The following is a 17502-nucleotide window of genomic DNA, read 5'->3' as shown; positions in this document are numbered from 1 at the left end:
TTAGAGCGGTTCTTATATTAGATTCGAATGCCTACAGGGAGCATATCTTTGTATTTTCTGCTATTTTTTCTAAGAAATCCAGCTATTTCTGGACTTGTAGGTACTACGCGTAAATTTCTTTCTTGAATTACGTTTAACACGGCTTCAATGAATTGTTCTTTAAAGTCTTCTTGGGTAATTGTTTCAGGAATAATTAATTTAGTTAAAAAAATCTTTCTTTCCTGAGCAGAATATTCAATCTTTGCTAAGTGCCCATTAACCGTTGTTTCAAATTGGCGTAAGAAACTATTGTCTGTAATGTTTACTTCATTCATATAGTTTTGATTTTAGTTCATTAAAATAACCCATACAAGGTTCTCAGATTGTAAAGGTTGATAGGTGATAAGTACTTAAAATAAATGTTTAATATAAAAAATTAGCAAGAGCATAAAATTACCTTTTTTTTTGCTAATTTCCTAGTTTTCTGATAGTTTACTTTACTATGACTCAAATTAAAACTCCTGTTTATTTTATGCCAGGTATGGCAGCTTCCTCTTTAATTTTTGAGCATATAGCATTGCCTGAAGATTTATTTACGATCCATAAGTTGGAGTGGTCAATCCCTGAAAAGGGAATTTCCTTGGTAGATTATGCAAAATTAATGTGTGAACAGGTAACAGAGGCTAACCCCGTATTAATTGGGGTTTCTTTTGGAGGTCTTTTAGTACAGGAAATGGCACGATATATAAAGACTAGAAAGGTTATAATCATTTCTAGCGTAAAATCGAGCTTAGAGCTTCCTAAGCGAATGCAATTTGCTAAGTATACCAAAATCCATAAACTATTGCCCACAGGGCTTGTAAGTAACGTAGAGTTGTTGGCTAAGTATGCCTTTGGGGAAACAGCTGTTAAGCGTTTGGAGCTGTATGAGCGTTATTTGTCGGTAAGAGATAAATATTATATTGATTGGTGCATAGATAATGTAGTAAATTGGAAAGAAGGAGTGGAGTTGCCAGATTTAGTTCATATCCAAGGAGATAGCGATCCTGTTTTTCCTGTTGCAAACATTAAAAACTGTATTCTAGTTAAAAATGGCACGCATACGATGATTATTCATAGATATAAATGGTTTAATGAGCATCTTCCCACAATTATTTTGCAAAACAAAAGTTCTATTTAATATCTTTGATGTATAAAAATATGGTAGCTATGAAATTTTTAAAAAATACTTTAATGCTTTTAGGAGTGCTGTTTGTTGTAAGCACGCTAATTTTTGCAGTACAAAATTCTGCTGATGAAAATCAGCTAATAAATGAGGAGGTGGCTACGTCAGAAATAACAACTGGTTATAAGATAAGCGCAATAGATATTCCTGAAGACTTAAATTTTGCTGGAGAATTAGTTCCTTTTGATGATCCTGAGATTATGGAGCGTGTAGATCGTGAATTCTTAGTGAATACATATTGGCAGTCTAATGCACTTTTGTTAATGAAACGTGCGAATAAATATTTTCCAATTATAGAACCTATTTTGGCTAAAAATGGAATTCCGGATGATTTTAAATATTTGGCAGTTGCAGAAAGCGGTTTAGAAAATGTAAGATCTCCTGCTGGTGCTTCTGGTTTTTGGCAAATAATGAAAACTACAGGAAGAGAGTATGGTTTAGAAGTTAATGATAACGTAGATGAGCGTTACCATATTGAAAAAGCTACAGAGGTTGCTTGTGATTACTTAAAAAAATCAAAAGCAAAGTTTGGTACTTGGACCTTGTCTGCGGCGTCTTATAACGCGGGTTCTTACGGAATTCAGAAATATTTAGATGCTCAGGATGTAAATGCTTATTATGATTTACTTTTAGGGCAAGAGACAGGGCGTTATGTGTTCCGTATTTTGGCAATCAAAGAAATTCTTTCACACCCACATAAGTATGGTTTTGATATTGCTAAAGAAGATATGTATACGCAAGTACCAACATTTAATGTAGAAGTAGATGTTCCTGTAACGGATTTTGCAGACTTTGCTAAACAGTATGAAATCAATTATAAGATATTGAAACGTCATAACCCTTGGTTGCGTGAGCCACACTTAAACAATAATTCTAGAAAAAAATATATTGTTGAAATCCCGAATAAAGGATATTACAAGACTTCTAAGTAAAATAAAGTTAACATTTAAGCATAAAAAAAGCTTTAGCAACTGCTAAAGCTTTTTTATTTTTTAAGCTATTGAAGATTATATTTTCTTCAATTGTACTTTCATCATCTTAATTTGATCCGTAAGCATACCTTGCTTGTCTAATTTTTTGGCTTCATTTAAAAGCATTGTAGCTTCTCTTTTTCTTCTTTTCTGCATAGAGATACCCGCAAGGCTTAATTTAGCCATAGCAACGTCGTAATCCATCGTTAAGCCAAGCTTTAAAGCTTTTTTAAAGTATTTTTCAGCAGTAGTTAGATTTGTCTGGGAAAAAATGATCCCATGTAAGTAGTTGTAATAACCTTGTTGCTTTAATGTTAATGCCGCTTCAGGGTTTTTAATTTTAGATAACCATTTTTCAGTTCCTACTAAATCTTGCTTACGCATTTTTAAAAAGGCAAGAAGTATAATTTCGTTTCTAAAATAAAGGAATATAAAAATTAAAGAGAACAAGATTAAAAAGATGCCATTACCAATGTTGCCTTCAATAAATTGGTATATAGCATATGCTATAATTAAGCCTGCAATTATTAATTTAAAAATTTTATTAAACATGTTATTTGTAAATTTGTAAAGGAGTTAGTTTTTGCTTCTTTTATATATTTTGGCAAAAGTAATAAAAACAAACTAAAATATTTTTTAAATTAGATTTGTCAATGCGAAAAGTCTTTGTATATTTGCGCCCAGTTTTGGACGAGCAATCGACAAAACTAAAATTGAATTTAAAAGGATACTAAAGATATTATAAGATGCCCGGACAAAAAAGAACATATCAGCCATCAAAGCGTAAAAGAAGAAACAAACATGGTTTTAGAGAACGCATGGCGTCTGTAAATGGAAGAAAAGTTATTGCTAGAAGAAGAGCAAAAGGAAGAAAAAAATTAACTGTATCTTCAGAAACTAGACATAAAAAATAATGATTCATTTGTTATTTTAGATATTAGGTGTTACTTTTTTATAAGTAGCACCTTTTTTTTTGCCTATTTTTAAAAATAATTAGCGAACACTATATAATACAAAGTACAATGCCTAAGAATAAAAATATCAAATCTGTTTTATTAATTGGTTCTGGACCAATTGTAATTGGACAAGCATGTGAGTTTGATTATGCTGGTTCTCAATCTCTTAGATCTTTGCGTGAAGATGGGATAGAAACTATTTTAATTAATAGTAACCCTGCTACGATAATGACTGATCCTACTATGGCAGATCATGTCTATCTAAAGCCCTTAACCACAAAATCTATCATCGAGATTTTAAAAAAGCATCCAAATATAGATGCAGTTTTACCTACAATGGGAGGGCAGACCGCTTTAAATTTGTGTATTGAGGCAGATGAAAAAGGAATTTGGAAAGATTTTGGAGTAGAACTTATTGGCGTTGATATTGATGCTATAAATATTACAGAAGATCGTGAAAAGTTTAGAAATCTAATGTTGAAAATTGGTATTGGAATGGCGCCACAAGCTACAGCAACTTCTTTCTTAAAAGGAAAAGAAATTGCTCAAGAGTTTGGCTTTCCTTTAGTCATTAGAGCATCTTATACATTAGGAGGAGCTGGAGCTTCTATAGTATATAAGCCAGAAGATTTTGATGAGTTATTAAGTCGTGGGTTAGAAATTTCTCCAATTCATGAAGTAATGATTGATAAAGCCTTAATGGGTTGGAAAGAATATGAATTAGAGCTATTACGTGATAAAAATGATAACGTAGTTATTATTTGTGCAATAGAAAACATGGATCCTATGGGAATCCATACAGGAGATTCTATTACTGTAGCTCCTGCAATGACTTTGTCTGACAAAACGTATCAAAAAATGCGTGATATGGCAATTCATATGATGCGTAGTATTGGCGATTTCGCTGGAGGATGTAATGTGCAGTTTGCGGTTAGTCCTGATGAAAAGGAAGAGATAATTGCTATAGAAATTAACCCAAGAGTATCACGTTCTTCTGCTTTAGCTTCAAAAGCGACAGGGTATCCAATCGCAAAAATAGCTACAAAATTAGCAATAGGATACAATTTAGATGAATTAGATAACCAAATTACAAAATCTACTTCGGCTTTATTTGAGCCTACTTTAGATTATGTGATTGTAAAAATTCCACGTTGGAATTTTGATAAGTTTGAAGGATCAGATAGGACTTTAGGCTTGCAAATGAAATCTGTTGGCGAAGTAATGGGGATAGGACGTTCTTTTCAAGAAGCACTTCATAAAGCAACGCAATCTTTAGAAATTAAAAGAAACGGATTAGGAGCAGATGGTAAAGGAGTGAAAGATTATGATAAAATCATCAGTAAGTTAACAATTCCAAGTTGGGATCGTGTATTTATTATCTATGATGCAATTCAATTAGGGATTCCATTGAGCAGAATACATGAAATAACTAAAATAGACATGTGGTTCTTAAAGCAATATGAAGAACTGCATATATTAGAAAAAGAAATAGAAACCTATACGATAGAATCTTTGCCTAAAGACATTCTTTTAGAAGCAAAGCAAAAAGGGTTTGCAGATCGTCAAATCGCACATATGCTCGATTGTTATGAGAGCGAGGTTCATAAAAAACGTACGGAATTAAACATTAATAGAGTTTTTAAATTAGTAGATACTTGTGCGGCAGAGTTTAAAGCAATGACGCCCTACTATTATTCTACTTTTGAAGAAGAAATAGAAAGACCAGACGGAACTAGGTATGTTGCGAATGACAGTATAGTAACTGAAAAGAAAAAGATTGTTGTTTTAGGATCAGGTCCAAATCGAATAGGGCAAGGGATTGAGTTTGATTACTGTTGTGTTCATGGTGTTTTAGCAGCTGCAGAATGTGGTTATGAAACTATTATGATTAATTGTAACCCTGAAACAGTGTCTACCGATTTTGATACGGCTGATAAACTATACTTCGAACCTGTTTTTTGGGAACATATCTACGATATTATTCTTCATGAAAAACCAGAAGGAGTTATCGTTCAATTAGGTGGGCAAACAGCACTTAAATTAGCTGAGAAATTAGAAAAACATGGTATAAAAATTATAGGAACTAGCTTTAAAGCCCTTGATTTAGCAGAAGATAGAGGAAGTTTTTCTAAAATGCTTCAAGAAAATAACATCCCTTTTCCTCAATTTGGAGTAGCAGAGACCGCAGAGGAAGCATTAGCACTTTCTGATGAATTAGATTTTCCTTTATTAATTAGACCTTCCTACGTTTTAGGAGGGCAAGGAATGAAAATTGTAATTAACAGACAAGAATTAGAAGAGCATGTAATTAATCTCTTAAAGCAAATACCAGGTAATAAATTACTATTAGATCATTATTTGGATGGTGCCATAGAAGCAGAAGCAGATGCTATTTGCGATGGAGAAGATGTGTACATCATAGGAATCATGGAGCATATTGAACCATGTGGTATTCACTCAGGAGATTCTAACGCTACCTTACCTCCTTTTAATTTAGGAGAATTAGTAATGCAACAAATTAAAGACCATACCAAGAACATTGCGTTAGCTTTAAATACGGTAGGGCTTATCAATGTGCAGTTTGCGATAAAAGATGAAATTGTATACATTATTGAAGCGAACCCAAGAGCATCGCGTACCGTGCCATTTATCGCAAAAGCATATAAAGAACCTTACGTAAACTATGCAACTAAAGTAATGTTAGGAGAGAAAAAAGTTAAAGACTTTAAATTTAATCCTCAGTTAGAAGGGTATGCTATAAAGCAACCTGTTTTCTCTTTTGAGAAGTTTCATAATGTAAATAAAAATTTAGGCCCAGAAATGAAGAGTACGGGAGAGAGTATTTTATTTATTGATAGCTTAAAAGATGATGAATTCTACAACTTGTATTCACGTAGAAAAATGTATTTAAGTAAATAAAACTTAAGAACAATACTAAAAACACCCATTTGTAGCAGTACAAATGGGTGTTTTCTTTTATAGGAAGTTCGTTATTAATTGTATTGGGTTATTTTTATTCCATACAATTTTTAATTAGATGTGATGATGAATGGTAAACGTATGATGTTTAAGCTTGTGTTACTTTGTTCGGTCTTAATTTGCAACAGTCAGCACCAAGAAAAGGAATCGATACCGCCCAATATTCTTTTTATAGCTATAGATGATCTAAGACCAACTTTGGGGGTCTATGGCGATACTGAAGTTATTACTCCCAATATAGACAAATTAGCGTCTGAAGGAATGACTTTTATGGAGACCTATGCACAAGTTGCAGTTTGCGCCCCCTCTAGAGCTAGTCTAATGACGGGTTTACGTCCAGACGCTACACGTGTTTGGCACTTAGGAGAGGAGTTTAGAGTGATCAATCCTGAAGCAGTTACTATGCCTCAATATTTTTCTAAATAGGGCTATCATACCGTTAATTTGGGTAAAATTTTTCATAATTATATACCAGATGCTATATCATGGAAGAACCAGATTTAAGACCTTCTCGATATTTAAAAAAAGAATGGCTTAAAAGAGATGGAGAGACTTTTTATAGCAGCGAAGCAGTTAATAAATCACAAGTAATCAAAAGAGATTCCTTATTAAAATTACGGCCAGAACGTTACGCAGATGGTTGGAATACAGGACCCGCTTGGGAAGCTGCTGATGTACATGACACCATGTATTATGACGGAGCACAAACCAAACTGGCAAAACAAACGCTCACAAGGCTTTCTAAATCAAAAGTACCATTCTTTTTCGGATTAGGATATTTTAGACCGCATCTACCATTTGCAGCACCTAAAAAAATATTGGGATTTATATGATCGTGAGAAAATTTCTATGGCCGTGAATCCTAAAATTCCAGAAGGAGCGCTGCTTCATAGCATGAACTCTATGTATGAATTAAGACATTACGATGGCTTTGAACATATAGGCCATCCTACCACTCCTAATCGCATTTCTAAAGACACTATTCTAACCTTAAAACATGGTTATTACGCTAGTGTTAGCTATGTAGATGCATTACTGGGAGACCTAATTGCACATATGAAAACCATTGGAATCTATGAAAATACAATTATCATTGTGTTTGGAGATCATGGATGGAAATTAGGAGAACTTAATAGTTGGGGTAAAATGACAAACTATACTATTGATTTAAAAGTACCAATGATCATTAGGTATCCAAATCAGAAACTTAGAGGCGTAAAGAGTTATGCGATTACAGAATTAATAGATATGTTTCCCTCTCTTAGTGAGCTTTCTGGGATTCCTGTTCCGGAATATATGCAGGGAACTAGTTTTGTTCCTTTATTAGAAAAACCAGATTTATCATGGAAAAAAGCAACTTTTAGTCAATTTCATAGACGGCCTAAGGGGTCTGCAGATGGCAAACGCTATATGGGATACTCTATAAATACAGCGAAATATCATTATATTGAATGGTATGGTTGGGATGAAAAAACAGGTGCTAAGGGCGTTTTTGTGTCTTCAGAATTGTATAACTCAGAAAATGATGCTTTTGAAACGGTTAATCTTTCTAAAAATGAAAACTATACTGTAGTAATTTTAGACTTATCAAAACAACTTTTAGCAGGTTGGAAAAAAGCAGAGCGAGAACCTACACGATAGTAGATAGGTATATATTGCTATAGGAGGGTAATGGTTTTTATAGATTATTTTTACGATATACTTTCAGGTTATAAATTCCCCAAAGCATAAACATAAATTCTAAAATAAGACCTACCATAAATTGGGGAGATATTCCATCAAGTAGGGTGCTTACAAGTCTTCCAAAGGCTAAGCCACCCATGAATAAAATATTGATGAGCGTTGCAGATTCCCAATAATTCTTATTGCATATTCCGTAAACCCAAAAGCCACCGATAGCAAGGTATAACCCCATTATAGCTCTGAGTATATTTTTTAAATCAATATCAATTACATCAAAACCAAAAACATAAGGAAGAAAAACACTTGGGTTTCCTCCATATACAAAGCTTACACTTATCACTACAAATGCGGAAAGTGTTAATTGTAGATTCTTGTACTTAGGGTTTTTGTAAAAAAGCATATCTTTTTTTGTTACAAAAAGAAAGGTATCAAATAAAAAATCCATTACAAGTTGTAATGGATTTAATTTTCTTAGAATTAATAACTCTGAATGAGTTCTGGACTATTCTTAGGATCTTCACCATAATCATTTTTTCCATGTGTTCCTTCTGTAACTTCTAAAACAAGCAACCAAATACCACCAACAAACGGAATTAACGCTACAAAAATCATCCAACCACTATTGTTGGTGTCATGTAATCTTCTTATGGTTATTGCTATACTAGGAATTATAATAGCTAAACAGTAGAGTGTAGTTACGATAAATAGAGGGAAATCTGCTAAATAAGATATAATCCCGTCTATAATTAAGCTTGCAAACATAAATAAAATTGAAAATAATCTAAACATCCAATATTCTTGTCTTCTTGAACGCCCATCAAATTGTGCATATTTTTTTAATGCGTCTAAATACCATTTCATACTTAAGTAGGTTAAATTTATACAGTATTAAACCTACGTTTGAGAAAATTATTGTAATGAACTAATGTAAAATGAGAATTTAATATAAAAAAAAGGTCCAATAGCGTGCTATTGGACCTTTTTAGAAATTTATATGTTTAGCGTATTAAGCACCCCATTCTGTATGGAAAATACCTTCTACATCTGTACGTTCATAGGTATGCGACCCAAAGTGATCTCTTTGTGCTTGGATTAAATTTAAAGGTAATTTACTAGAAGTATAGGCATCAAAATAAGTTAATGAATTTGATAGCCCTGGCATTGGAATTCCGCTAGTAGCAGCATAAGCAACTAATTTTCTAGAGGAAGGAACTGCTTTCTGTACTTTAGGAACAAAAGAAGGTGCTAATAGTAAATTCTTTAAGTCTTTGTTTTCTACATAAGCACTAGAAATATCAGCAAGTAAACCAGCTCTGATAATACAGCCAGCTCTCCAGATTTTAGCAATCACAGATAAATCTAACTCATACTTGTATTCTTTTGATGCATCTGCTAATTGATGTAAGCCTTGAGCGTAGGTTGTTATAAAAGCAAAATACAAAGCTTCTTCGGCCATGGCAATTAAATCTTCTTTTGCTATTGGGGCAACTTCAGGTCTGCCATACAATCCATCTGCTTCTACGCGCTCTTCTTTTAAGGAAGAAATTTCGCGCATGCTAACTGCAATATCAATAGAAGGAACAGGAATACCTAAATCCATGGCATTTTGTGAGGTCCATTTTCCAGTACCTTTTTGTTTTGCTTTGTCTAAAATTTTATCCACTAAACGACCATCACTTTTATCATCTTTCTGGTTAAAAATTTCAGCTGTTATTTCAACTAAAAAAGATTGTAACCTTCCTTTATTCCAAGTGTCAAAGACAGTGTGTAATTCATCATTTGTGAGCCCGCCAGCTTTTCTAAGAATATCATAAATTTCAGAAGTTAGTTGCATTAAACCGTACTCAATACCATTATGTACCATTTTTACATAATTTCCGGCAGATTTAGGGCCTAAATAGGCTACACAAGGTTCTCCGTTATATTTAGCAGAAACTGCTTCGAAAATAGGTTTAACATGTGCATACGCTTCTTTATTACCTCCAGGCATAATACTAGGGCCTTTGCGTGCTCCTTTTGCGCCACCAGAAACTCCAGAACCAAAAAAGTGAATTCCTTTTTCTTGTAAGTAAGCTTCTCTACGGTCTGTATCTGTAAAGAAAGAATTTCCACCATCAATAATAATGTCATCTTTTGCTAAAAAAGGCAATAAGTTTTCTATTACAGCATCAACAATTTTACCTGCAGGTACTAATAGCATTATTTTTCGCGGAGTAGCTAAGGCATTTACAAAAGTTTTAATATCAGTAGCGGCATTAACGCGCTCTAAATTTCCACCTTCGGTTTTCAAGGCATCAACCTTTTCTTGATCTAAGTCATAACCAAAGGCCTTAAAATTATTATCTGCGACATTTAAGATAAAATTACGCCCCATAACGCCAAGTCCTACTAATCCAAAATCATAATCTGTATGCTTCATCTGTGTATATCTTTTATTACCTAACAATAGGTGTCAATATTGTGTAAAGTATTCGACTAAACTACTAATTGATATAAAATAATCTTAATTTAGCCGAAGAATTATATCAAAATTAATTTAAAATATCCAATTAGGCGGGTTATACGTAAGAAACTAACCAAAGTCTTTATAAAAATTGGAAATACAACATACAGAATAAAAAAAAGCAAGGATTTATGAACAAGACGGCAAATCAAATGCTTATTATTTTTGGAGCTTCAGGAGATTTAACGGCAAGGAAATTAATTCCTGCTATTTATAACTTATACAAAGGAAAACACCTGCCAGAAAACTTTGTTGTTTTAGGGGCAAGTAGAAGTTCAATCACGGATGGTGAATTTAGAAAAAAAGTAGTTCATGAAAGTGAATTCTTAAAATCAAGTTTAGGGAAAGAAGATCAAGATTTCGTATCGACTTTTGCAGATAAATTATTTTACGAAGATTTAGGGGATGATTATGATACTGATTACGACCGCTTAAGCAAGCGAATAGGGGATTTAAACAATAAATACCATACAGAGAATAATTATATATTTTACCTTTCTACACCACCAAGTTTGTATGAGGCAATAGCAAAAAATCTTTCAGATAAAGGTTTAAATAGTGAAGCTAACGGTTGGAAACGTATTTTAATAGAAAAACCTTTTGGGTATAGTTTACAAACGGCTCAAGATTTAAATAAAGGCTTACAGAAATATTTTAAAGAGAAACAAATTTACCGAATAGATCATTATTTAGGGAAAGAAACGGTTCAGAACTTATTAGTGACACGTTTTGCCAATTCTATTTTTGAACCTTTATGGAATAGAAATTACATACATCATGTGGAAATTACGAATGCAGAGACGGTAGGCGTAGAGAAACGTGGGGGTTATTATGATAAATCTGGAGCACTCCGAGATATGTTTCAAAGTCATTTGTTACAAATAGTATCTTTAATTGTCATGGAGCCGCCAATTAATTCTAATGCGGAAGAGATTAGAAATGAAAAAGTGAAAGCTTTAAAGTCGCTCCGAATCATGACAGATGAAAAAACACTATTTGATCATACGATTAAAGGGCAATATGTTGCTTCGGAAATTGATGGAGAAAAAGTAAAAGGATACAGGGAAGAAGAAGGGGTAGATGCTAATTCTAAAACGGAAACGTTTGCTGCAGTTAAGTTTTTTGTAGACAACTGGCGTTGGAGCGATGTTCCTTTTTATGTGCGTACAGCAAAGCGTATGCCTACAAAGGTTACTGAGGTAGTAATTCATTTTAAAACACCACACCATCAAGTTTTTAAAGAAAAAGATATAGCCAATAAAGACAATAAATTAATCATTAGAATACAACCAGACGAAGGTATCTTGATTAAATTTGGAGTAAAAGTACCAGGGCAAGGATTTAAAGTAGAGCGTGCTAATTTAGATTTTTATTATTCTAGCTTGGTCGATACAAATATAATGCAAGCCTATGAGCGTTTATTGTTAGACGCTATGCAAGGTGATGCTACCTTATACGCTAGAGCAGATGAAGTAGAAGCCGCTTGGGCATTTGTAGATCCTATTTTGAACTATTGGGAGAATGGGGAAGACGTTAAAACGTACGGATATTCTGCAGGAGCTTGGGGACCTAAAAATTCTGATGGTTTAATAGAAGGTGAATATACATGGCGTAATCCAGGCCCACATTTAGTAGACGACTCTGGTTTCTGTGTAATTTGTTAAAAGATTTTTAAGAATGCAAGTAAGAATATATAATACAAAGCAGCAGGTTGCAGAAAAATTCTCAGCCTTTTTCAAAGATGAATCAAAAAAACACGATGCATTTCATGTGGCATTATCTGGAGGTAGTACTCCTAAAATTGTTTTTGACTATCTAGCCGCACATTTTGGTACTGACATAGATTGGTCCAACGTATTTTTTTATTGGGGCGATGAACGTTGTGTTCAACCCACCGATGACGAAAGTAACTATAAAATGACGGTAGAACACCTATTGTCTAAAATTGAAATTCCTGCTGGGAATATTTTTAGAATTTTAGGAGAGAATGATCCTAAAAAAGAAGCGATACGCTATAGTGATGTTTTAGAGAAAAACGTACCTAATGAAAATGGAGTACCAAAATTTGATTTGGTAATTCTAGGAATGGGAGATGACGGACATACCGCTTCTGTTTTTCCTCATGAAATAAGCCTCTGGGACGCAGAAGAAAACTGTGTGGTAGCCATTCATCCAGACTCTGGACAAAGGCGTGTTTCTATTACCGGTAAGATTATCAATAATGCCGCAACAGTAGCATTTTTAGTAACAGGAGCCAGTAAGACAGATAAGGTAAAAGAGATCATCAGAAAAGAGGTAGATGCTACTATTTATCCTGCAACTTTGGTAAAACCTACCTCTAATAAATTAATTTGGTTTTTAGACGGAGCTGCAGCAAAGGGACTTTAATTTATTGTCCTAAATCTATTTCAAACAAACAGGCAGGTTGGTCCTGATAATGATCAGGTAACATATCAGTATTTTTCAAATCGAACATTCCTAAAAAGTCGAATCCGGCCTTTTGGTAATGTTCGATTAGTTTGGTATTATTCCCTAAGGTGTCTAAACGTATAAACTGTTTTTCTGTAGATTGTGCATAGGTTTTTGCCCAAGTTACAATAGTGTTCATATAGTTGTTGCCTCTGAATTTGGGGTTAGTAGCAATCCTGTGAATGTAGATAGAGGTAGCATTATCTCTTTCTTCCCAAATTTGTGCATCACTAAAGGTAATAGCCCAAAGACATGCTATTTCATCATCAATTATCATTTTCCATTGCCTTTTTTCTGCTATTTCAGTCGCTACCAATACTCTTTTGAATTCTGGCCAAACAACCACTTTCTTTTTTTCTTTCTGATAGTCAGAGGCTATTTTATAAAGTCTGAAAATTTCATCAATGTCTTCAATTCTGCTATTTTTTATAGTCATAATTAATACTATTTGGTTAATTCAGTTTCAATATCTTTCAAATATATTTTATCTATTGGAGTAGTATATGGGTCATTCATTATTTTACCTTCAATATATAGCGCTTTAGCTTTTACTAAACACATCTGGTATTCCGTATGTCTTTTTAGCGCTTTATAGGTTAGTGCAAGATAATATTGATTTTCAGCGAGATTATTTGTTGTTTCCTGTTTTTTTAAGGCCTCTATGGCTTTTTTAAAATGGTTAAGTTCTAAATGTAATACCCCTAAGTGCAAGTAATCTAGGGTTCCTACAAAATCTATTTCCTCATTAAGTTTTATTTGATTTTCTATAATGGTAAGCGCTTTTTCTTTCTCGCCAATGCCTTTATAGCATAGCCCTTTAGCAATATTTAAGTGATAGGTACCATTTTTAGAATAGCCCATATCATAACTTAACAAACTGTCTAGTTTTTCCAAATCAGCAATTGCACCTTGGTAATCTCTAAAAAATTGATAGCGACACCAACCCCGATACCCTAAATTATCTTTAGCGTCATACTGTACTGCTTTATCCATTAACTTTTTCCATGTGATAAAATCCCCGCTTTTTAAATAGGCAACAGATTTTTCTTTATAGGCATACGCAAAGGTGGAATCTATAGCTATGGCTTCATCATAAATTTCTTGAAACTCCTTACTAAACTGGTAAAAGGCGTCAGCTTCTTCTAGTTTTATACATGCTTGATATTTCTTAGTTTCCCCATTGTATTTGTACACTTCGCAATTTGGTTGCGCAGCAACTGTTAGGTAGCAAAAGAAAAGTACATTCGAAATCAGGTATTTTATCATGGTAATATTTCTTTTATTTGTCCGTCTTCTATCTTGAAGATTAGATAGAAATAGTAATCTATAGGGTTTTCTCTAAAGTAATAAATCTCCCAAAATTTTACACTTTTTGTTATTTCTAGAAGCTGATTTACAACCTTTTTATTGAATTTAAATTCATTAAGATAATTGTCACTTTGTAACACTCTAAACCTTCCTGCTTTACCTTCACAATTAACTACAAATCTAATTCTTATAAGTCCATCTTGACTTATAGCACGAATAGGTTTGTATTGATCATTAAAGACTTTTAAAATTGAACACTTTTCACCTAGATATTCAGGTCCTTTTTGCAGATTAAAGTATTGATAGATATTCTCATTACCATTACAAACTTTGAAATTAAAATCATCTTCATTGTTCTGCTCGCTATCACCAATGTGTCGGGAGTATTGTTTAGAGGGAAATACCTTTTTTTCTATCTGACAACTGGTTACTAAACAAGTGAAGATTAGGCTTAAATTTAGTATTTTTTAATGTTCATTCTTTTGGTTTATTGTGTGGTATACATTCAGTAGAATCCTTACAATACGTTTAGACAAGGCTTTAATTACTTCTATTTTAATAAAATTACCTCATGGATTGAATAAGTATTTCTAGAACACTAATAGTGAGGCATAAGGGCGAAAAAAAGTATCTAATTTTCCGAAATTTATTGTTTTTTACTCGTTTAAAAAATCCGATGTATTTAAATTCTCCAAAAGCTTTTAACATAAAAATAAGTGGAATAATCCAACCCATATAATTTGTTGTCCGATCTGGTAAATTATTTGTAATTAACCCGTAAAAAAGAAAAGTAGAATAATTAAAAGACACATAAGCAAATACCAATTACTGCACTGTCAATTTTTTAGGGTTTTAAACCCGCTCTCCATCTTCTTTAGTAGGGATTGAAGCAGAAATATCAAACTGACCTCCTAACCACCCAATTGAAATGAATCATCCCTAAAATAAGTAAAGAAGTACTTAGTAAAAGGGATGAAATTATCGTATTTGTTTTTTATTAAAGCACTATTGTTAAAAGAAAAGTGTCTAGTAGCTTTGTGATTATAAATCCAACTTCATGTTCTCACCTTCTAAGTGTGCTATATAATCATCAACTTTAAAGTTAGCAGAATCAAAACGACTTGTTCTTGATGAGGATTCTGATTTTCTTTGGATGCTTCGAGAAAATCTACGTACACTTTCAATTGAGTCTACAATTAACCCTGGTATTGGAATACTTTTACCTTCAAGATCTTTGGCAACCATGGTAAAATAAGAAGAGTTGCAATGTTTCTTTTTACCTGTTCTAATATTTTCAGATTCTACTCTAACACCAACAACCATTGAGGTTCTACCTGTAAAATTTATCGATGCTTTTAAGGTCACCAATTCACCAACTTCAATAGGGTTTAAAAAATCTACTTTATTTACAGATGCTGTAACGCAATAGCTTCTAGAATGTTTAGAGGCGCAAGCAAAGGCAATCTGATCCATTAGGTTTAAAATGTGCCCTCCATGAACTTTACCGCCAAAATTAGAGTGCGCAGGCAGCATTAATTCTGTTATAGATACTCTTGATTCTTTAGATGTTTTATATTCTTTCATAATTAATTGCGGTAACCAGGTGAATTTTCTTTTTGTACTTTAGTTACAAAATATTTAGAATCTCCTAACCAAAAGAATGTTCTGTAACGTTCTATATAATCTAGCTTTACATATTGACCTTGATAATCTTTTAATTTCTGAATTACCTCTTTGTCTTTATCTAAAACAGAGAATTCAAAAATTTGAGCTCCAGAAATTCCTTGGCTAATTTCTCCTTCCCAGGTTTTAACAGCCATTCCTTTATAGCTTATTTTAATAAGCTCTCCGGAGCGTATGCCTTCACTGTAGGGCACAAAATATACAAAAGCATAGTACGCTCCAAATATTGTGATTATTGCAACAATTATTAATCCAATTATTTTTTTCATTCTCTTTATTTGTTAGTTTTTTTTAAAGCATAAAGCGATCTCTCTTCTTTAGGCTAATTTTCTGGTAATATATTACAAATTGACCTTAGATTCCTCAATACTTCCGTTTTCTTCTTCCTCATTAATATCATCATGCGCTCTTTTTAATAAAGAATCAGGAATAGACTTTTTGGCTTTAGCGCCCATTTTCTTTAGTTTCTGAATACTAGTTACAATATTACCGCGGCCATCAACCAATTTATTCATAGCACCACGATATTCTACTTTAGCTTCGTCCATTTTTTTACCAACCTTCATTAAATCGCTCACAAAACCTTCAAACTTATCATAAAGCGCACCCGCTTGTCTTGCAATCTCTAAGGCGTTACGTTGTTGTTTTTCATTATTCCACATGCTATCAATAGTACGTAATGTAGCCAAAAGGGTAGAAGGTGTTACGATGATAATATTCTGCTCAAAAGCTTTGTTGTATAACGTGTTGTCATTGTTAATGGCGACAGCAAAAGCAGGTTCTATAGGAACAAAAAGCAAAACAAAATCTGGACTTTCCATTGCATATAGATCTTCATATTTTTTAGCAGATAATTGGTCTACATGACGGCGAAGAGAATTGATATGGTCTTTTAAGAACTTCTCTTTTAAACCATCTTCAGCATTTACATAACGTTCATAATCAGTCAAGGATACCTTAGAATCTACAATCATCTTTTTACCATCCGGTAGGTTAATAATTACATCTGGTAAAACTCTGGAACCATCTTCTCGGGTAAAACTTTGCTGTACAGAATACTCCCTATCTTTTTCGAGGCCAGATTTTTCAAGCACACGTTCTAAAACCAGTTCCCCCCAATTTCCTTGCATTTTACTATCGCCTTTTAAAGCTTTCGTAAGGTTTTCTGCCTCTTGGGTAATTTTTAAATTTTGTAATTGTAGCGTTGCTAATTGCTCTTTAAGTGCAGAATGCATGCCTACACTTTCTTTTTGGCTATCATCTACCTTTTTTTCAAACAGGAGTATTTTTTCTTGTAGTGGATTCAGAATATTTTTGATATTCTCTCTGTTTTGTTCCGTAAACTTGCTGCTTTTTTCATCTAGAATTTTATTCGCAAGATTTTCAAATTCTTTGGTAAATTTTTCTTGAAGTTTTTCTACTTCTTCTTTTTGTTCTGTATGTTTACGTTGAAGGTTTTCTAAGTCTGCTTGGTATCGGGTAATTTGATTTCCCAACACTTCTTTTTCATTGCGAAGTTCATTTTTATCCAAATCGGATAAAGCACGTATTTCAGCAGTAGTTTCTTCTGCTTTCATCAGTTTTTCTTCTAAAGAAGTAATGCTGATATGCAACTGTTCTTCACGTGCTACCAAAGCACTTTGTGAAGAGGTAGTCTTAAGCTTTTGAATATAGTTTCCTAAAAAGAATCCTATAGCGATACCTACACTACCAATAAGTAAATAGATGATGTACTCGTTCATTGTC

Annotated in this window: 20 protein-coding genes; 9 read left to right on the top strand and 11 right to left on the bottom strand. The window is 33.2% G+C overall.

The features are described from left to right. Window positions 1-17: 17 nt before the first annotated feature. Window positions 18-314, bottom strand: a complete 297-nt coding sequence (locus CELAL_RS00445) for an N-acetyltransferase (RefSeq protein ID WP_013548941.1) — start codon at window positions 312-314, stop codon at window positions 18-20. Window positions 315-481: 167 nt separating this feature from the next. Here CELAL_RS00445 and CELAL_RS00440 point away from each other — a divergent pair, with 167 nt between their 5' ends. Beyond that, window positions 482-1159: an alpha/beta hydrolase gene (locus tag CELAL_RS00440; RefSeq protein ID WP_013548940.1), complete on the top strand. Its 678-nt coding sequence runs from the start codon at window positions 482-484 to the stop codon at window positions 1157-1159. A 29-nt stretch (window positions 1160-1188) separates the two neighbouring features. After that, window positions 1189-2136, top strand: a complete 948-nt coding sequence (locus CELAL_RS00435; protein ID WP_013548939.1) for a lytic transglycosylase domain-containing protein — start codon at window positions 1189-1191, stop codon at window positions 2134-2136. Window positions 2137-2211: 75 nt separating this feature from the next. Here the strand turns inward: CELAL_RS00435 and CELAL_RS00430 are convergent, their stop codons facing one another. Next, a complete protein-coding gene (locus tag CELAL_RS00430) occupies window positions 2212-2727 on the bottom strand; it encodes a hypothetical protein (RefSeq protein WP_013548938.1) in 516 nt (171 codons plus the stop codon). Window positions 2728-2921: 194 nt separating this feature from the next. Here CELAL_RS00430 and rpmH point away from each other — a divergent pair, with 194 nt between their 5' ends. The 5 genes from rpmH (at window position 2922) to CELAL_RS21265 (ending at window position 7751) form a co-directional block, all read left to right on the top strand. Beyond that, the gene (gene rpmH / locus CELAL_RS00425; protein WP_013548937.1) at window positions 2922-3089 is read left to right on the top strand and encodes a 50S ribosomal protein L34; all 168 of its coding nucleotides are present in this window, start codon (window positions 2922-2924) and stop codon (window positions 3087-3089) included. A gap of 108 nt (window positions 3090-3197) precedes the next feature. Then, window positions 3198-6050: a carbamoyl-phosphate synthase large subunit gene (gene carB / locus CELAL_RS00420; protein ID WP_013548936.1), complete on the top strand. Its 2853-nt coding sequence runs from the start codon at window positions 3198-3200 to the stop codon at window positions 6048-6050. 123 nt (window positions 6051-6173) lie between these two features. Continuing rightward, window positions 6174-6536, top strand: coding sequence for a sulfatase-like hydrolase/transferase (locus CELAL_RS21275; protein WP_052303959.1), 363 nt, complete (start codon window positions 6174-6176; stop codon window positions 6534-6536). A gap of 59 nt (window positions 6537-6595) precedes the next feature. Then, entirely contained in the window at window positions 6596-6943 is a 348-nt protein-coding gene (locus CELAL_RS21270) for a hypothetical protein (protein ID WP_052303958.1), read from the top strand. After that, window positions 6909-7751 (top strand): sulfatase/phosphatase domain-containing protein, encoded by an 843-nt coding sequence (locus CELAL_RS21265; RefSeq protein WP_052303957.1) that lies wholly within the window; start codon window positions 6909-6911, stop codon window positions 7749-7751. The genes CELAL_RS21270 and CELAL_RS21265 overlap by 35 nt, the downstream gene beginning before the upstream one ends. A gap of 37 nt (window positions 7752-7788) precedes the next feature. On the opposite strand, the gene CELAL_RS00410 is transcribed toward CELAL_RS21265, so the two are convergent. The 3 genes from CELAL_RS00410 to gndA all read right to left on the bottom strand — a co-directional run bounded on the left by CELAL_RS00410 (window position 7789) and on the right by gndA (window position 10212). After that, window positions 7789-8238, bottom strand: a complete 450-nt coding sequence (locus tag CELAL_RS00410; RefSeq protein ID WP_013548935.1) for a DUF4345 domain-containing protein — start codon at window positions 8236-8238, stop codon at window positions 7789-7791. Window positions 8239-8270: 32 nt separating this feature from the next. Next, window positions 8271-8654, bottom strand: a complete 384-nt coding sequence (locus tag CELAL_RS00405) for a DUF805 domain-containing protein (RefSeq protein WP_013548934.1) — start codon at window positions 8652-8654, stop codon at window positions 8271-8273. 145 nt (window positions 8655-8799) lie between these two features. Continuing rightward, the gene (gene gndA, locus CELAL_RS00400; protein ID WP_013548933.1) at window positions 8800-10212 is read right to left on the bottom strand and encodes an NADP-dependent phosphogluconate dehydrogenase; all 1413 of its coding nucleotides are present in this window, start codon (window positions 10210-10212) and stop codon (window positions 8800-8802) included. Between the two features lie 215 nt (window positions 10213-10427). Here gndA and zwf point away from each other — a divergent pair, with 215 nt between their 5' ends. Both zwf and pgl read left to right on the top strand, forming a co-directional pair. Beyond that, on the top strand, window positions 10428-11960 hold the full coding sequence (gene zwf / locus CELAL_RS00395; RefSeq protein ID WP_013548932.1) for a glucose-6-phosphate dehydrogenase: 1533 nt from the start codon (window positions 10428-10430) through the stop codon (window positions 11958-11960). A 13-nt stretch (window positions 11961-11973) separates the two neighbouring features. Continuing rightward, window positions 11974-12684, top strand: a complete 711-nt coding sequence (gene pgl, locus CELAL_RS00390) for a 6-phosphogluconolactonase (protein ID WP_013548931.1) — start codon at window positions 11974-11976, stop codon at window positions 12682-12684. Between the two features lies 1 nt (window position 12685). On the opposite strand, the gene CELAL_RS00385 is transcribed toward pgl, so the two are convergent. From CELAL_RS00385 to rmuC, 6 genes are all read right to left on the bottom strand, one after another. Further along, the gene (locus CELAL_RS00385) at window positions 12686-13201 is read right to left on the bottom strand and encodes a GNAT family N-acetyltransferase (RefSeq protein ID WP_013548930.1); all 516 of its coding nucleotides are present in this window, start codon (window positions 13199-13201) and stop codon (window positions 12686-12688) included. An 8-nt stretch (window positions 13202-13209) separates the two neighbouring features. Next, a complete protein-coding gene (locus CELAL_RS00380) occupies window positions 13210-14031 on the bottom strand; it encodes a tetratricopeptide repeat protein (protein ID WP_013548929.1) in 822 nt (273 codons plus the stop codon). 606 nt (window positions 14032-14637) lie between these two features. Then, window positions 14638-14808: a DUF3995 domain-containing protein gene (locus CELAL_RS22810; protein ID WP_083807767.1), complete on the bottom strand. Its 171-nt coding sequence runs from the start codon at window positions 14806-14808 to the stop codon at window positions 14638-14640. Between the two features lie 306 nt (window positions 14809-15114). Further along, complete coding sequence (locus CELAL_RS00370) at window positions 15115-15657, bottom strand: acyl-CoA thioesterase (protein ID WP_013548928.1); 543 nt, start codon at window positions 15655-15657, stop codon at window positions 15115-15117. A 2-nt stretch (window positions 15658-15659) separates the two neighbouring features. Continuing rightward, window positions 15660-16025: a hypothetical protein gene (locus tag CELAL_RS00365; protein ID WP_013548927.1), complete on the bottom strand. Its 366-nt coding sequence runs from the start codon at window positions 16023-16025 to the stop codon at window positions 15660-15662. 72 nt (window positions 16026-16097) lie between these two features. Beyond that, window positions 16098-17498: a DNA recombination protein RmuC gene (rmuC, locus tag CELAL_RS00360; RefSeq protein WP_013548926.1), complete on the bottom strand. Its 1401-nt coding sequence runs from the start codon at window positions 17496-17498 to the stop codon at window positions 16098-16100. Window positions 17499-17502 lie beyond the last annotated feature (4 nt).

This window comes from Cellulophaga algicola DSM 14237, assembly GCF_000186265.1.
In the GTDB taxonomy this organism is placed as follows: Bacteria; Bacteroidota; Bacteroidia; order Flavobacteriales; family Flavobacteriaceae; genus Cellulophaga; species Cellulophaga algicola.
This window is presented reverse-complemented; position numbering and strand designations above follow the sequence as displayed.

Excerpts from the sequence above, each read along its gene's own strand:
- CELAL_RS00370 (WP_013548928.1), bottom strand. The coding sequence starts at position 15,657 with ATGAAAGAATATAAAACATCTAAAGAATCAAGAGTATCTATAACAGAA.
- CELAL_RS22810 (WP_083807767.1), bottom strand. The coding sequence starts at position 14,808 with ATGGGTTGGATTATTCCACTTATTTTTATGTTAAAAGCTTTTGGAGAA.
- CELAL_RS00405 (WP_013548934.1), bottom strand. The coding sequence starts at position 8,654 with ATGAAATGGTATTTAGACGCATTAAAAAAATATGCACAATTTGATGGG.
- CELAL_RS00365 (WP_013548927.1), bottom strand. The coding sequence starts at position 16,025 with ATGAAAAAAATAATTGGATTAATAATTGTTGCAATAATCACAATATTT.
- pgl (WP_013548931.1), top strand. The coding sequence starts at position 11,974 with ATGCAAGTAAGAATATATAATACAAAGCAGCAGGTTGCAGAAAAATTC.
- gndA (WP_013548933.1), bottom strand. The coding sequence starts at position 10,212 with ATGAAGCATACAGATTATGATTTTGGATTAGTAGGACTTGGCGTTATG.
- CELAL_RS00380 (WP_013548929.1), bottom strand. The coding sequence starts at position 14,031 with ATGATAAAATACCTGATTTCGAATGTACTTTTCTTTTGCTACCTAACA.
- CELAL_RS00430 (WP_013548938.1), bottom strand. The coding sequence starts at position 2,727 with ATGTTTAATAAAATTTTTAAATTAATAATTGCAGGCTTAATTATAGCA.
- CELAL_RS00435 (WP_013548939.1), top strand. The coding sequence starts at position 1,189 with ATGAAATTTTTAAAAAATACTTTAATGCTTTTAGGAGTGCTGTTTGTT.
- rmuC (WP_013548926.1), bottom strand. The coding sequence starts at position 17,498 with ATGAACGAGTACATCATCTATTTACTTATTGGTAGTGTAGGTATCGCT.
- CELAL_RS21275 (WP_052303959.1), top strand. The coding sequence starts at position 6,174 with ATGATGAATGGTAAACGTATGATGTTTAAGCTTGTGTTACTTTGTTCG.
- CELAL_RS00410 (WP_013548935.1), bottom strand. The coding sequence starts at position 8,238 with ATGGATTTTTTATTTGATACCTTTCTTTTTGTAACAAAAAAAGATATG.
- zwf (WP_013548932.1), top strand. The coding sequence starts at position 10,428 with ATGAACAAGACGGCAAATCAAATGCTTATTATTTTTGGAGCTTCAGGA.
- CELAL_RS00445 (WP_013548941.1), bottom strand. The coding sequence starts at position 314 with ATGAATGAAGTAAACATTACAGACAATAGTTTCTTACGCCAATTTGAA.
- carB (WP_013548936.1), top strand. The coding sequence starts at position 3,198 with ATGCCTAAGAATAAAAATATCAAATCTGTTTTATTAATTGGTTCTGGA.
- CELAL_RS00440 (WP_013548940.1), top strand. The coding sequence starts at position 482 with ATGACTCAAATTAAAACTCCTGTTTATTTTATGCCAGGTATGGCAGCT.
- rpmH (WP_013548937.1), top strand. The coding sequence starts at position 2,922 with ATGCCCGGACAAAAAAGAACATATCAGCCATCAAAGCGTAAAAGAAGA.
- CELAL_RS00385 (WP_013548930.1), bottom strand. The coding sequence starts at position 13,201 with ATGACTATAAAAAATAGCAGAATTGAAGACATTGATGAAATTTTCAGA.
- CELAL_RS21270 (WP_052303958.1), top strand. The coding sequence starts at position 6,596 with ATGGAAGAACCAGATTTAAGACCTTCTCGATATTTAAAAAAAGAATGG.